General features: G+C 63.7%; 13 protein-coding genes. 9 read left to right on the plus strand and 4 right to left on the minus strand.

The features are described 5' to 3' along the window. Positions 1-136: 136 nt before the first annotated feature. Both AC1MGT_RS14945 and AC1MGT_RS14950 read left to right on the plus strand, forming a co-directional pair. Positions 137-1018 (plus strand): M48 family metallopeptidase, encoded by an 882-nt coding sequence (locus tag AC1MGT_RS14945; RefSeq protein ID WP_499500806.1) that lies wholly within the window; start codon positions 137-139, stop codon positions 1016-1018. A gap of 7 nt (positions 1019-1025) precedes the next feature. Beyond that, entirely contained in the window at positions 1026-1964 is a 939-nt protein-coding gene (locus AC1MGT_RS14950; protein ID WP_499500807.1) for a pseudouridine synthase, read from the plus strand. Here AC1MGT_RS14950 and AC1MGT_RS14955 read toward each other — a convergent pair whose 3' ends face one another. After that, positions 1965-2735 carry an exodeoxyribonuclease III gene (locus AC1MGT_RS14955; RefSeq protein WP_499500808.1) on the minus strand — a complete coding sequence of 257 codons (771 nt, stop codon included), beginning with the start codon at positions 2733-2735 and terminating at the stop codon, positions 1965-1967. It abuts the gene before it with no gap. 266 nt (positions 2736-3001) lie between these two features. Here AC1MGT_RS14955 and pyrE point away from each other — a divergent pair, with 266 nt between their 5' ends. Further along, entirely contained in the window at positions 3002-3673 is a 672-nt protein-coding gene (gene pyrE, locus AC1MGT_RS14960; RefSeq protein WP_499500809.1) for an orotate phosphoribosyltransferase, read from the plus strand. A 469-nt stretch (positions 3674-4142) separates the two neighbouring features. Here the strand turns inward: pyrE and gatB are convergent, their stop codons facing one another. The 3 genes from gatB to gatC are packed head-to-tail and all read right to left on the minus strand — an operon-like array spanning position 4143 to position 7460. Then, entirely contained in the window at positions 4143-5603 is a 1461-nt protein-coding gene (gene gatB, locus AC1MGT_RS14965) for an Asp-tRNA(Asn)/Glu-tRNA(Gln) amidotransferase subunit GatB (RefSeq protein WP_499500810.1), read from the minus strand. Between the two features lie 32 nt (positions 5604-5635). Continuing rightward, on the minus strand, positions 5636-7111 hold the full coding sequence (gene gatA, locus AC1MGT_RS14970; RefSeq protein ID WP_499500811.1) for an Asp-tRNA(Asn)/Glu-tRNA(Gln) amidotransferase subunit GatA: 1476 nt from the start codon (positions 7109-7111) through the stop codon (positions 5636-5638). Positions 7112-7160: 49 nt separating this feature from the next. Next, positions 7161-7460 carry an Asp-tRNA(Asn)/Glu-tRNA(Gln) amidotransferase subunit GatC gene (gene gatC / locus AC1MGT_RS14975; protein ID WP_183556676.1) on the minus strand — a complete coding sequence of 100 codons (300 nt, stop codon included), beginning with the start codon at positions 7458-7460 and terminating at the stop codon, positions 7161-7163. A gap of 317 nt (positions 7461-7777) precedes the next feature. Here gatC and AC1MGT_RS14980 point away from each other — a divergent pair, with 317 nt between their 5' ends. The 6 genes from AC1MGT_RS14980 (at position 7778) to AC1MGT_RS15005 (ending at position 14721) form a co-directional block, all read left to right on the plus strand. After that, the gene (locus AC1MGT_RS14980) at positions 7778-8821 is read left to right on the plus strand and encodes a rod shape-determining protein (protein WP_183556678.1); all 1044 of its coding nucleotides are present in this window, start codon (positions 7778-7780) and stop codon (positions 8819-8821) included. A 99-nt stretch (positions 8822-8920) separates the two neighbouring features. Next, entirely contained in the window at positions 8921-10000 is a 1080-nt protein-coding gene (gene mreC, locus AC1MGT_RS14985; protein ID WP_499500812.1) for a rod shape-determining protein MreC, read from the plus strand. Between the two features lie 6 nt (positions 10001-10006). Further along, complete coding sequence (gene mreD / locus AC1MGT_RS14990) at positions 10007-10525, plus strand: rod shape-determining protein MreD (RefSeq protein ID WP_183556682.1); 519 nt, start codon at positions 10007-10009, stop codon at positions 10523-10525. 44 nt (positions 10526-10569) lie between these two features. Further along, complete coding sequence (gene mrdA / locus AC1MGT_RS14995; protein WP_499500813.1) at positions 10570-12552, plus strand: penicillin-binding protein 2; 1983 nt, start codon at positions 10570-10572, stop codon at positions 12550-12552. Between the two features lie 3 nt (positions 12553-12555). Beyond that, the gene (rodA, locus tag AC1MGT_RS15000) at positions 12556-13674 is read left to right on the plus strand and encodes a rod shape-determining protein RodA (RefSeq protein WP_332532537.1); all 1119 of its coding nucleotides are present in this window, start codon (positions 12556-12558) and stop codon (positions 13672-13674) included. 18 nt (positions 13675-13692) lie between these two features. Then, the gene (locus AC1MGT_RS15005) at positions 13693-14721 is read left to right on the plus strand and encodes a septal ring lytic transglycosylase RlpA family protein (RefSeq protein WP_499500814.1); all 1029 of its coding nucleotides are present in this window, start codon (positions 13693-13695) and stop codon (positions 14719-14721) included. Positions 14722-14739 lie beyond the last annotated feature (18 nt).

The raw sequence follows: 14739 nt of genomic DNA on the forward strand, positions 1-14739 counted from the left end.
TGCGACTTATGTGCGTTGGCGGCTTGAGCGGGGCCGGTACATACGGCATGATCACGTCGATTCTGCGCGGGCGCTGCCCATTTATAACCAATTTTACGAGGCCGGCTGCCAACAACAGCCTGCCGGAGCCATGATGATGAAACTGAAACAACTCGCCGTTTGTCTGACCCTGTTCGCCGCGACCGGCCTGGCCACGGCGCAGGAGGCCGGCGTCGTCGTCCAGGATGGCATCGAGGTCAAGCCACTGTCGCGCATGCGCGTGCTGGCGCCCGAAGAGCAGGTCAACGAAGCCGCGCGCCTGCAATACACCGAAATGATGAGCCAGGCCAAGGAGAAGGGCTTGCTGGCGCCGACCAGCGACCCGCAGCTCAAGCGCCTGCGCACGATCGCCCAGCGCATCATCCCGTTCACGCCGCGCTGGAATCCGGTGGCCAGCAAGTGGGACTGGCAGGTCAACCTGATCCAGGCCGACGAGGTCAACGCGTTCTGCATGCCGGGTGGCCGCATCGGCTTCTATACCGGCATCCTCACCAGGCTGCAGCTGACCGACGACGAAGCCGCGGCCATCATGGGCCACGAGATCGCGCACGCACTGCGTGAACACGGGCGCGAGCGCCTGGCCAAGTCCAACGTCACCGCGCTGGGCGCGCGTGTCGGTGGCGCGCTGTTGTCGGGCATCTTCGGCGTCGACCCCAACCTGACCGCCACCGCAGCCAATGGCCTGGGCAGCATGCTGGTGCTGAAATTCTCGCGCGACGAAGAGCGCGAGGCCGACCTGGTGGGCCTGGATATCTCGTCGCGCGCCGGTTACGATCCGCGCGCCGGCATCGCCCTGTGGCGCAAGATGGCCACGCTGAACCAGAGCGCGCCGATGGAAATCCTGTCGACCCACCCGGGCGGCGACACCCGCATCAAGGACATGGAAGCGCACATGAACGTGCTGCTGCCGCTGTATGCGCGTGCCAAGAAGACGACGGTTGCCAAGCTGCCGGCCTACAAGAGCACTGCGCTGAATTGAGGCGTTGATGGGCAGCAGCGCCAGGGGCCGTCAGGCCGAAGCCAATGCACTCGTCCCGCTGCCCCTGCGTGACGGCGTCGCGCCCAGCTATCTGTGGCTGACCGAAACGCGTGCCGGCGGCATGCTGCGCTTTTTATGCGAGCGCTTTCCTGACGTGCCGATGCAATCCTGGGCGGCGCGGCTGGAGCGCGGCGAAGTCGTCGATGCGAAGGGCGCGCGGGTGGCATTCGATACGCCGGTGCGCCAGGGCATGCGCATCTGGTACTACCGCGAGCTCGAGATGCCCGAGGTGCCCATCCCGTTCCAGGAGGCGGTGCTGTTCCAGGATGACCACATCCTGGTTGCCGACAAACCCCATTTCTTGCCGACGATTCCGAGTGGGCGCTTCTTGAGGGAGACGCTGCTGGTGCGCCTGAAGCGCACGTACGATTTGCCGCACCTGGTGCCGATCCACCGGCTCGATCGCGAGACGGCGGGCGTGGTGATCTTCTCGCACAATCCTGCCTCGCGCGGTGCTTACCAGTCGATGTTCCAGAAGCGGGTGGTCACCAAGACCTATGAAGCGATCGCGCCACTGCTGCAGGGGCGCACGCTGCCGTTCACCTACCGCAGCCGCATGCAGGATGCGGCGCAGTTTTTTCTCAGCGAAGAAGTGGCGGGCGAACCCAATTCGGAAACCCTGATCGAATTGATCGAGGGGCGCGGGCCGCTGGCACGGTACCGGCTGCATCCGCACACGGGGCGCAAGCACCAGCTGCGCCTGCACCTGGCATCGCTCGGTGCGCCGATCGTCGGCGACAGTTTCTACCCGGTGGCGCGGCCCTGCGGCAGCGACGATTTCAGCGCACCCTTGCAGTTGCTGGCGCGCGCCATCGCGTTCGACGATCCGCTCACGCGCCAGCCGCGCAGCTTCGCCAGCCGCTTCGACCTGCGCTGGCCGGCGTGATTACAGGTCGTAGTCGATGATGAGCGGAGCGTGGTCCGAGAACTTCACGTCCTTGTAGACCGAGACGGTTTTGGCGCGCGCCGCGATGCCGGGCGTGGCGACGTGATAATCGATGCGCCAGCCGACGTTCTTCGCGTAGGCCTGGCCGCGGTTGCTCCACCAGGTGTACTGGTCGGGGCGCGCATCTAGCCCGCGGTGCACGTCGACCATTCCCAGCTCGTCGAAGATGCGCGTCATCCACGCCCGTTCTTCGGGCAGGAAGCCTGAGTTCTTCAGGTTGCCCTTCCAGTTCTTCAGGTCGATCTCCTTGTGCGCGATGTTCCAGTCGCCGCAGATGACGACTTCGCGGCCCTCGGCCTGCAGTGCCTGCAGATGCGGCAGGAAGACTTCCATGAAGCGGAACTTGGCCAGCTGGCGCTCCGGCGACGAGGAGCCGGACGGGCAGTAGACCGAGATGATGGTCAGGTTGCCGAAGTCGCAGCGCGTGTAGCGGCCTTCGGCATCGAACTCCAGGCAGCCGAAACCGATGCGGTGCTGGTCGGGTTCGGTGCGGCTGTAGACGCCGGTGCCCGAGTAGCCCTTTTTCTCGGCGTAATGGAAGCGCCCGTGGTAGCCGTGCGGGCGCAGGAAATCTTCGGTCATGTCGGCTTCCTGGGCCTTGAGTTCCTGGACGCAGATATAGTCGGCGTCCTGCGTGGCCAGCCAGTCAAAGAAGCCCTTCTTGTGGGCGGAGCGGATACCGTTGAGGTTTGCGGAAATGATTCGTGGCATGGAGATGTTCAGCAGATAGAAGAGGGCAGGGCGCACCGGGAAGCGCGCCGACAGCCGGCAAGTTTAACGTGTTTTGATGCTGCTCGTCATGTCTTCGGCCGGTTGCCATCCTGCGACTGGCGACGCTGCGCGTGGCCGATCTGGCCGCAGGGGCCATCGGCGGCCAGTTGTGCGGGCCGGGCACGCGCAGCATCGACAATCAAGAAGGTATCTCGGCGGCGCGATACGTTCTAAAATAGCCGCTTTCGACATTCAGGGACACGCATATGAGCGATCTGCGCCAGCAATTTATCGGGTTTTCGGTCGAGGCCGAAGTATTAAAGTTCGGCCAATTCACGACCAAGGCCGGGCGCCTGTCGCCATACTTCTTCAACGCCGGCCTGTTCCACGACGGCGCCACGCTGGGCAAGCTTGCCCAGTTCTACGCGCAGACGCTGCTCGACTCGGGCGTCGAATTCGACATGCTGTTCGGCCCGGCCTACAAAGGCATTACGCTGGCCTCCGCAACGGCAGTGGCCCTGGCCGCAAAAGGTCGCGACACGTCGTACGCGTACAACCGCAAGGAAGCGAAGGACCACGGCGAAGGCGGCACCATCGTCGGCGCCAAGCTGCAGGGCAAGGTCGTGATCATCGACGACGTGATCAGCGCCGGCACCTCGGTGCGCGAATCGGTCGCCATGATCCGCGCCGCCGGCGCCGAGCCAGCCGCCGTCCTCATCGCACTGGATCGCATGGAGCGCTCGGGCACGGACGACGCACTCTCCGAACTGTCGGCAGTCCAGGAAGTCTCGCGCGAATTCAACATCCCGGTGATCTCGATCGCCAACCTCGCCGACCTCTTCACCTACCTCGACACCCACACCGCCGACCCCCGCCTGTCGCAACACAAAGACGCCGTTTCCGCCTACCGCACCCGCTACGGCATCCAAAAGCAATAGCCCAACAATTAGGGTCAGAGTAGATTTGTTGGGCAATTACCCAAAGTTGTCAAACAATTCGACTCTGACCCTAATTTAGATTGGCGGAAACTCTTGCAAATTAATTAGGGTCAGAGTCGACTTATTGGGCAATTCTCCAGAGTTGTCAAACAATTCGACTCTGACCCTCATTGTTTATATGCTTGCAGGAATCGATTTATTTTCCGCTTGGAATATCGCTTGTCAGTTTAATGAATTGACCAGGAATCGGACCAGCTTTCCTGCCTTGTGGACAGTTTGGGCCATCCAAACAAATAGGGTCAGAGTCGAATTATTGGGCAATTGCTCGCGGTCGCCCGATAAGTGGGGACAGAGTCGCTAGGCTGGGCAATTACTGTGGGTAAAAATGAATCAGGGTCAGCGTCGCATTGCTGGCAATTGTGGGCAATTGCTCAATAATTCGACTCTGACCCTAATTGAGGAAGAAGGGTTAGCTGGTCAGCTTTTTCTTCAGCAGTTCGGTGACTTGCGCTGGGTTGGCTTTGCCCTTGGAGGCTTTCATGGCCTGGCCGATCAGGGCGTTGATCGCTGCTTCTTTGCCGGCGCGGTATTGTTCGACGGATTTGGCGTTGGCGGCCAGGACTTCGTCGACGATGGCTTCCAGTGCGCCCGTGTCCGAGATCTGTTTCAGGCCTTTCTGGTCGATGACCGTGTCGGCCAATCCCTCATCATCCGATTTGGCGTCCCACATTGCAGCGAAGACTTCCTTTGCGGCCTTGTTCGAGATCGTGCCGTCGGCGATGCGCTTGAGCAGCAGCGCCAGTTGCCCGGCACTCACTGGCGAGGCTTGCAGCTCGACGCCTTCGCGGTTCAGTGTCGACGACACGTCGCCCATCATCCAGTTGGCGGCCGACTTCGCGTTTTCCTTGCCGGCTTTCGCCACCACTGCTTCGTAGTACGTCGCCATCGTCTGCGATGACGTGAGCACCAGGCTGTCGTATCCCGGCAGGCCGTATTCGCCCGTGAAGCGCGCGCGCATGGCGCCTGGCAGTTCCGGCATTTCCGCTTTCACGCGCTCGATCCAGTCCTGGCCGATCGCCAGCGGCGGCAGGTCAGGGTCAGGGAAGTAGCGGTAATCCTGCGCGTCTTCTTTCGTGCGCATCGAGCGCGTTTCTTTGCGGTCCGGGTCCCACAGGCGCGTGGCCTGGATGACCTTGCCGCCGTCTTCGATCAGTTCGATCTGGCGCCGCACTTCGTAGTGGATCGCTTCTTCCATGAAGCGGAACGAGTTCAGGTTCTTGATTTCGCAGCGCGTGCCGAATTCCTGCTGGCCGACCGGGCGCACCGAGACGTTGACATCGCAGCGGAACGAACCCTCTTGCATATTGCCGTCGCAAACACCCAGCCACATCACCAGCGAGTGCATCGCCTTGGCATACGCCACCGCTTCGGCAGCGCTGCGCATTTCAGGCTCGGACACGATTTCCAGCAGCGGCGTGCCGGCGCGATTCAGGTCGATCCCGCTCATGCCCGCATAGTCTTCGTGCAGCGACTTGCCGGCGTCTTCCTCGAGGTGGGCGCGGGTCAGGTTGACCGTCTTCATTTCGAGCTTGCCGTCTTTTTCGTAGGCGAAGGACAGCGTGCCGCCCTGGACCACCGGATCGGCGAACTGGCTGATCTGGTAACCCTTCGGCAGGTCGGGATAAAAGTAGTTCTTGCGCGCGAAGACCGACTCCGGCGCGATGGTGCCACCGACCGCCAGGCCGAAACGGATCGCGCGTTCGACCGCGCCGCGGTTCAGCACCGGCAGCACGCCCGGCAGCGCCAGGTCGACCGGGCTGGCTTGCGTGTTCGGCTCGGCGCCGAAACGGATCGCGCTGCCGCTGAAGATTTTCGATTGGGTCGTGAGCTGCACGTGGTTCTCAAGACCGATGACGACTTCCCATTGCATAGTGTTCTCTCTTTGTTCTGTGTCGGCGCGAATCAAACGCCGTCCGGCGTGCGCGTATGCCAATCGGTCGCGAGCTGGTACTGGTGCGCGATGTTGAGCAGCTTGGCTTCGGCGAAGTAGTTGCCGATAATTTGCAGGCCGACCGGCCGCTTGCCGTTCTTCTCGCCGGCGCCGAAGCCGCACGGGATCGACATGCCGGGCAGGCCCGCCAGGCTGGTCGAGAGCGTGTAGATGTCGGCCAGGTAGTTCGCCACCGGATCGTTCGACTTGGCGCCCAGGTCCCACGCCACGGTCGGTGCGACCGGGCCCATGATCACGTCGCACTTGTCGGCAAACGCTGCCTGGAAGTCGTCGGCGATCAGGCGCCGGATCTTCTGCGCCTGCACGTAATACGCGTCGTAGTAGCCGTGGCACAGCACATAGGTGCCCACCAGGATGCGGCGCTTGACCTCGGTGCCGAAACCTTCGGCGCGGGTTTTGCGGTACATGTCCTGCAAATCCTTGTACTCGCTGGCGCGGTGGCCGTAGCGCACACCGTCAAAGCGCGACAGGTTCGACGAGGCTTCCGCCGGTGCGATGATGTAATAGGTCGGGATCGACAGCGCGGTCTTTGGCAGCGAGATGTCCACCAGCGTCGCGCCCAGTTTCACGAACTGTTCGAGCGCCGCGCGCACGGCGGCTTCGACGTCGCTCGCCAGGCCTTCGCCGAAATACTCGGCCGGCACGCCGATGCGCAGCCCGGTCAACGGGTGCTCCAGCGCGCGCGTGTAGTCTTCCGCGACGTTGCCCTGTTCGACGGTCAGGCTGGTCGAATCACGCTCGTCGAAGCCGATCATTTCATTGAGCAGCAGCGCGCAATCTTCGGCGCTCTGGGCGATCGGGCCGCCCTGGTCGAGTGACGAGGCAAACGCGATCATGCCGAAGCGCGATACGCGCCCGTAGGTCGGCTTGATGCCGGTGACGCCGCAGAACGCGGCCGGCTGGCGGATCGAGCCGCCGGTGTCGGTGGCAGTGGCCGCCGGCGCCAGGCGTGCAGCGATCGCCGCCGCCGAGCCGCCCGACGAGCCGCCCGGCACTGCCGTCATGTCCCATGGATTCTTCACTGCGCCGTAGGCCGAATTTTCATTGGCCGAGCCCATCGCGAATTCGTCGAGATTCACCTTGCCCAGCGTGACCATGCCGGCATTGCGGAAGCGCTCGACCACGGTCGCATCGAACGGGCTGACGTAGCCCTCGAGCATCTTCGAGCCGGCCGTCGTGCGCCAGTCGCGCGTGACGAAAATATCCTTGTGCGCAATCGGCACGCCGGTCAGCGGGCCGGCCGTGCCGGCGGCGAAGCGCACGTCGGCCTCGGCGGCCTGGGCCAGCGAGCGCGCGTGGTCCACGTGCAGGAAGGCGTTATGCTCGCTGGCGTCGATGCGGCCGAGGTAGTGGCGCGTCAGTTCGGTGCTCGAGATCTGCTTCGAGTGCAGGAGCGCGGACAGCTCCTTGAGGGTCTTGTTATGCATGTGCGTGTCGATTCTAAAAGCGGATTCGTGAGCGATTCAAAAGCCGGGATTACTCGATGACCTTCGGCACCAGATACAGGCCGTCCTGCGCTTTCGGTGCCGGCGCCTGGTAATCGTCGCGGTGGTTCTGTTCGGTCACCACGTCGTCGCGCAGGCGCAGCGGCAGGGCGAGGATCGCCGACAGCGGCTGGGCCAGTGGCGCCACACCGGTGGTGTCGACCGCCTGCATCTGCTCGGCCAGCGCGAAAATGCCGTTCAGCTCGGTCAGCGCGATCTCGGCATCGGCCTCGTTCATTTCGAGCTGGGCCAGGTTGGCAATGCGTTTTACGTCAGATAGGGTCAGGGACATGGCAAGGTGGCGCGGCCCAAGGCTACGCAGAATGTGATTAGGCGAATAAAGAATGTTGGCAAGTTGTCAGCGAACAGCATTTTAAAGTTGATAAAACCCTTCAAATATCGCGCAAACCGCTTGCAATTCGGTGGGGAAATCCACCTGTATTGGGCATGTAAACGACAAATTATAAGGTAGAATGGCGGGCTAATGCGTTGTCGTGCCGAAAGCTATGGCTCCCGCGCAATGAAAGTCCGCGGTGCCCTCGGTTGGCAGGTGCGGCACAGAATCCCCGATCAATGTTTAGGCGCACATTGATGCGCATCAGGACACCCATGTTTGGTTTTTTACGCAGCTATTTCTCGAACGACCTCGCCATTGACCTCGGTACCGCCAATACGCTGATTTACGTGCGTGGCCTGGGTATCGTGCTGGACGAGCCGTCGGTCGTCGCGATCCGCCAGCAGGGCGGGCCAAATGGCAAGAAGACGATCCAGGCGGTCGGCAAGGAAGCCAAGCAGATGCTGGGCAAGGTGCCCGGCAATATCGAGGCGATCCGCCCGATGAAGGATGGCGTGATCGCCGACTTCACCGTCACCGAACAGATGCTCAAGCAGTTCATCCGCATGGTGCACGAGTCCAAATTCTTCCGCCCGTCGCCACGCATCATCATCTGCGTGCCATGCGGTTCGACCCAGGTCGAGCGCCGCGCGATCCGTGAATCGGCCCTTGGCGCCGGCGCCTCGCAGGTGTACCTGATCGAAGAGCCGATGGCCGCGGCCATCGGCGCCGGCCTGCCTGTGTCGGAAGCGACCGGCTCGATGGTCGTCGACATCGGCGGCGGCACCACCGAAGTGGGCATCATCTCGCTGGGCGGCATGGTGTACAAGGGCTCCGTGCGCGTGGGCGGCGACAAGTTCGACGAAGCCATCGTCAACTACATCCGCCGTAACTACGGCATGCTGATCGGCGAACAGACCGCCGAAGCGATCAAGAAGGCAATCGGCTCGGCGTTCCCGGGTTCGGAAGTCAAGGAGATGGAAGTCAAGGGCCGCAACCTGTCCGAAGGCATCCCGCGCTCGTTTACCATTTCGAGCAACGAGATTCTCGAAGCGCTGACCGACCCGCTGAACCAGATCGTCTCGGCCGTGAAGAACGCGCTGGAACAGGCCCCGCCCGAACTGGGCGCCGACATCGCCGAAAAGGGCATGATGCTCACCGGCGGCGGCGCGCTGCTGCGCGACCTGGATCGCCTGCTGATGGAAGAAACCGGCCTGCCGGTGCTGGTGGCCGAAGACCCGCTGACCTGCGTGGTGCGCGGCTCGGGCATGGCGCTGGAACGGATGGACAAACTCGGTTCCATCTTCTCGTACGAATAAGCCGCACGTGGTCTTCCAGGACGGGCAGAGCGTGCGGTCACAAGCTGCGCGCATCTGCCCGTCTTGATATGAACTCCCGCGTTACCACCACCAGAGCTCATGGAATATAGTCCTCCGCCGCTGTTCAAACAAGGCGCGCCCGCGCGTGTCAAGGTGACGGTGTTCGCGCTGATCGCGATCGTTCTGCTGGTGGTCGATGCCCGCATGGGGCTTCTTGCCGGCGTGCGTACGGTCGCCGCCACCGTGCTGTACCCGATGCAGATGGCCGCCATGCTGCCACGCGATGCGGTAGGCAATATGGGCGTCTATTTCTCGTCGGTCTCCACGCTGCAAAAACAGGTCCAGGCGCTGAAGAACCAGGAGCTTGCCCAGTCCCGCCTGCTACAGCAGGCGCAGTTCCAGATGGCCGAGAACATCCACCTGCGGCGCCTGATGGACGGCAAGCAGCAACTGCCCGTGCAATCGCAGATGGCCGAAATCCTGTACGACGCGCGCGATCCTTCGACGCGCCGCATCGTCATCAACCGCGGCTCGCGCGACGACGTCACGCCCGGCCTGCCGGTGATCGATCATGCCGGCGTGGTGGGGCAGGTCACGCGCGTGTTCCCGTTCACGTCCGAAGTCACGCTCCTGACCGACAAGGACCAGGCCATTCCCGTCCAGGTGCTGCGCAGCGGTTTGCGCAGCATCGTGTACGGCCGCGGTCACTCCGGTCAGCTCGATCTGCGCTTCGTGGCCCAGGACGCCGACATCCAGGTTGGCGACGTGCTGGTCACGTCGGGCCTGGACGGCATGTACCCGGCCGGCCTGGCCGTCGCGCGCGTGACGCAGGTCGAAAAGGCGACCGGCTCGTTCGGCCGCGTGGTCGGCCTGCCGCTTGCTGGCATCGACCGCAATCGCCAGGTGCTGGTGATCATGTCGAACCATGCCTTGCCGGCGCGCCCGCCGCAGGAAACGCCGCCAACCGGCAACCGCCGCAAGCTGCCGGCGATGGCACCGGTGCCGACGCCGCCGTTGCCCGCGTCGCCATTGCCTGCCGCCGGCGCGCCGACTGCCGTGCAGCCGCCGGTTGCGCCTGCGACGCCGGTCACCCCGGGCGCCGCGCCAGGTACTGCGCCGGCGCCGGCCGCATCGACGCCGGCCGCGCCTAGGCCGGCCGCACCGACCCCAACCCGATAAGCCACCATGCCAGGTAACCGCCCGCATTACATCCTGCTGCCCGTCAGCCCGCTGTTCATCACGTTCAGCCTGGTGTGCGCCTTCATGCTCAACCTGATGCCGTGGGGCCGCTGGCTCGGCGCGCCCGACTTCGTCGCACTGGTGCTGGTCTTCTGGGGCATCCACCAGCCGCGCAAGGTCGGCATCGGCGTCGCCTTTTGCATGGGCCTCCTGATGGACGTGCACGATGCGAGCCTCCTGGGCGAGAATGCACTGGCCTACACGCTGCTGTCGTACTTCGCCATCATGATCCACCGCCGCGTGCTGTGGTTCCCGACACTCACCCAGGCCATGCACGTGTTCCCGCTGCTCCTGATGGCGCAGGCGATCCAGCTGATCGTGCATTTCATCGTCTCCGGGCGCTTTCCGGGCCTGCTGCAGTTCATCGAGAGCGTGGTGGCGGTGATCCTGTGGCCCGTGATCACCTGGCTGCTGCTTGCGCCCCAGCGCCGCGCGGTTGACCGCGACCACACCCGTCCGATCTGACGATCCGAATCGACCTGAATCGACCTGAATCGACCCATAAGCGCATGACCGAATTCAAAGACAGCGATCGCGAGATCCACCAGTTCCGGATGCGCCTGACGGTGCTGATCGGCCTGGTTTTCATTTGCTTTGGCCTGCTGGTCGCGCGTGTCGTGTGGCTGCAGGTGCTGCATCACGACCAGTACGCGGCCCAGGCCGAGGACAACCGCATCGCGCTGGTGCCGATCGTGCCCAATCGCGGGCTGATCGTCGACCGCAACGGCGTGGTCCTGGCGCGCAATTATTCGGCCTACACGCTCGAACTGACACCGTCGAAGCTGCAGGCGAACATGGAATCGGTGATCGACGAACTGGCCAAGCTGGTGCAGATCGAGCCGCGCGACCGGCGCCGCTTCAAGCGCTTGCTGGAAGAGTCGCGCAGCTTTGCCAGCGTTCCGCTGCGCACGCGCTTGACCGATGACGAAGTGGCGCGCTTTACTGCCCAGCGCTTCCGCTTTCCTGGTGTCGAAGTGCAGGCACGCCTGTTTCGCCAGTATCCGATGGGCGAGGCGGCCTCGCATGTGATCGGTTATATCGGCCGCATCAACCAGAAGGAATCGGACGCGCTCGAAGAGAGCGACGACGCCGCCAATTACAACGGCACCGACCACATGGGCAAGGAAGGCGTCGAGAAGCGCTACGAGCGCCAGCTGCACGGCCAGACCGGCTACGAGCAGGTCGAGCGCTCCGCTGGCGGGCGCGCTATCCGCACGCTGCGCCGCACGGCGCCCACGCCCGGCAGTAACCTGATCCTGTCGATCGACATCGAACTGCAGAAGATCGCCGAAGAGGCGTTTGGTGACCAGCGCGGCGCCCTGGTGGCGATCGAGCCGGCCACCGGCGACGTGCTGGCCTATGTGTCGCGTCCCGGGTTCGATCCGAACCTGTTCGTCGACGGCATCGACACGCAGAGCTGGAACGAGCTCAATACCTCGCTCGACAAGCCTTTGATGAACCGGCCGCTGTCGGGCACCTATCCGCCCGGGTCGACCTTCAAGCCGTTCATGTCGCTGGCAGCGCTCGAGCTGGGGTTCCGCCGGCCGCAGGATGCGATCCGCGACCCCGGTTTCTTCATGCTGGGCGGGCACCGCTTCAACGATGACAAGCCGGGCGGCCACGGCATCGTCAATATGTACCACTCGATCGCCCACTCGTGCGATACCTATTACTATCAGCTGTCCAACGAGATGGGGATCGATAACATCTCGAAGTTCATGCGCGAATTCGGCTTTGGCCAGCCGACCGGGATCGACCTCGATTACGAAAAGACCGGCGTGCTGCCCTCAAAAGAGTGGAAGGCCGAGCGCTTCAAGCGCAACCCTGCGGCCCAGAAGTGGGTCGGCGGCGATACCATCTCGGTCTCGATCGGCCAGGGCTTCAACAACTACACGATGCTGCAACTGGCGCACGCCACCGCGATCCTGGCCAACAACGGCGTGGTGATGAAGCCGCACCTGGTCAAGATGATCGAGGACGGCGCCACCCGCGAGCGCACGCTGACCGTGCCGAAGGAAACCCGGCGCCTGGCCATGAAGCCCGAGCACATCGCGTTCATCAAGGATGCGATGGCGGGCGTGATCCGCGAAGGCACCGGCCAGAAAGCCTTTGCCGGGGCCCTGTACACCGCCGGCGGCAAGACCGGCACCGCTCAGGTGATCGGCCTGCGCGGCAAGAAATACAATGCCAACGCGATCGATGAGCGCCACCGCGACAATGCGCTGTTTACCGTGTTTGCGCCGGCCGAGCAGCCGCGCATCGCGCTGGCGATGGTCGTTGAAAATGCCGGCTTTGGCGGCGCCGTGGCCGCGCCGATCGCGCGCAAGGTGCTCGATTACGCCATCCTGGGCAAGCGCCCGGCGCCGCCGGCCGAACCAAAAAAGGCCGAGCGCCCCGTCACCGTCAAGAAGACCGCGCCAGCACCAGCGCCAGCGCCCGTGACCGCACCGCTTCAGACGGCCAGCGCGCCCGCAGTCACCCGAACCGAGTAAACCATGGCCCATATCCCAGAACGGCGTTCGCTGCGGCGGCGCCTGCGCCCCTATTTCACGGTGTTCGACCTGCCACTCACGCTCATCCTGGCGGTCCTGGTCACGATCAGCATGGTGACCATGTCGTCGGCCGGCGCCGACTTCCCGGACCGGGTCGAGCACCAGATCCGTAACTTCCTGCTGTCGTTTGCCGTGATGTGGATCGCTGCGAACATCGCGCCGCAAACGCTGATGCGCCTGGCCGTGCCGATCTATACCATCGGCGTGGCGCTGCTGCTTGCAGTGGCCATGTTTGGCCTGATCAAGAAGGGCGCACGGCGCTGGCTGCACATCGGCGTGATCGACATCCAGCCGTCCGAGATCATGAAGATCGGCGTGCCCCTGATGCTGGCCTGGTATTTCCAGACCCGGGCACAGGTCGCGAGCTGGAAGAATTACCTGGTCGCCGGGGCGCTCCTGATGATCCCGGTGGCGTTCATCATGAAGCAGCCCGACCTGGGCACGTCGCTGCTGGTGGCATCGTCGGGCCTGTACGTGATCTTCCTGGCCGGCCTGTCGTGGAAGGCCATCGCCGCCGTGTCGGTACTGGGGCTGGCCGGCTTGCCGGTGGGCTGGTCGATGATGCACGACTACCAGCGCGAGCGGGTGATGACGCTGATCGATCCGACTTCCGACCCGCTGGGCAAGGGCTTCCACATCATCCAGTCGATCATTGCGATCGGCTCCGGTGGCGTGAGCGGCAAAGGCTATATGAAGGGCACGCAGGGTTACCTGGAATTCGTGCCCGAGCGGACCACCGACTTCGTGTTCTCGGTATATTCGGAAGAATTCGGCCTGATCGGCAACCTGTTCCTGCTGTTCGTGTACCTGCTCCTGATCGGGCGCGGCCTCATGATTGCGGCCAATGCAGCCAATACCTTTGGGCGCCTGCTGGCCGGGTCGATCTCGATGATTTTCTTTACCTATGCCTTTGTCAACATGGGCATGGTGGCGGGCATCCTGCCCGTGGTCGGGGTGCCGCTGCCCTTCATGAGCTATGGCGGCACTGCCTTTATCACACTCGGCCTTGGCGCCGGCATATTGATGAGTATTCAAAGACACCGTAAACTGGTGAAGACTTAACTAGCAGGAGGACTGCCAATGGGCGTTCGCAAAAACATCCCGGCGGTCGTAGCGGTTGCCTTTCTTGTCACGGCGTGCAGCAGTACCGGTGAACACAAACGCTTGTCGCCCTTCCCGTGGCCGCACAAGCCCACCGCCAAGCATGGCCCCGCGCCCAAGCTGCCACCCGCCAATTCAGGGCGCGGCGGCTACTACAAGGACGACGGCCCGGGCGAGAATCCGCCCGACGGCCTGCTCGAGACGCCCGACGCGGTCGTCGTGGCCGAACCGTTCAATAAGTTCACCAGCCGTCCCTATACGGTGCTGGGCAAGACCTACACGCCGCTGGGCAACGATGAACGGTTGACCCAGCGCGGCATCAGCACCTGGTATGGCAAGAAATTCCATGGCCAGCGCACGGCCTCCGGTGAGCTCTACGACATGTACAAGATGACGGGCGCGCACCCGACATTGCCGATTCCGTCGTACGTGCGCGTGACCAGCCTGGAAAGCGGCCAGTCGGTGGTCGTGCGCATCAACGATCGCGGCCCGTTTCATTCCACGCGCATCATCGACGTGTCGTACACGGCCGCGCTGAAACTGGGCCTGCTCGGTAACGGCAGCCACGAGGTCGAAATCGAGCGCCTGTTCCCGGGTGATCCGATCGTCAATCCGGCGCAGATTGCCACTGCGCGGCGCGAAGCGACATCGCAGGCGCAATCGGCGCCGCCCGAGATCGCCGCGCTGATGCTCGAAGACCGGGTGCAGTCCGACAGCGGCGCCGTAGTGCGCCTGGTGGAGCCGGCGACACCGGCGGCGCCGGCCGCGCGCGCCACGACGGGCGACTACTACATCCAGCTTGGCGCCTATGGCCGTACCGGCACTGCCGAAGCGATCAGCGACCAGATCGCGCGCGCCGGCGTGGACGTGGGCACGCTCGAAGTGGTGAAGGTGGGCGCATTCAATCGCCTGTACGGCGGGCCGTATCCGACGCGTGCCGAGGCGGTCGAGGCGATGGACGCGCTGCCGGCTTCGTTGGGGTTGAAGCCGATCGTCGTGCGGCGCTGACGCCTCGCCGGTCCTTCG

The sequence above is a fragment of the Telluria sp. BA11 genome (genome assembly GCF_056680305.1).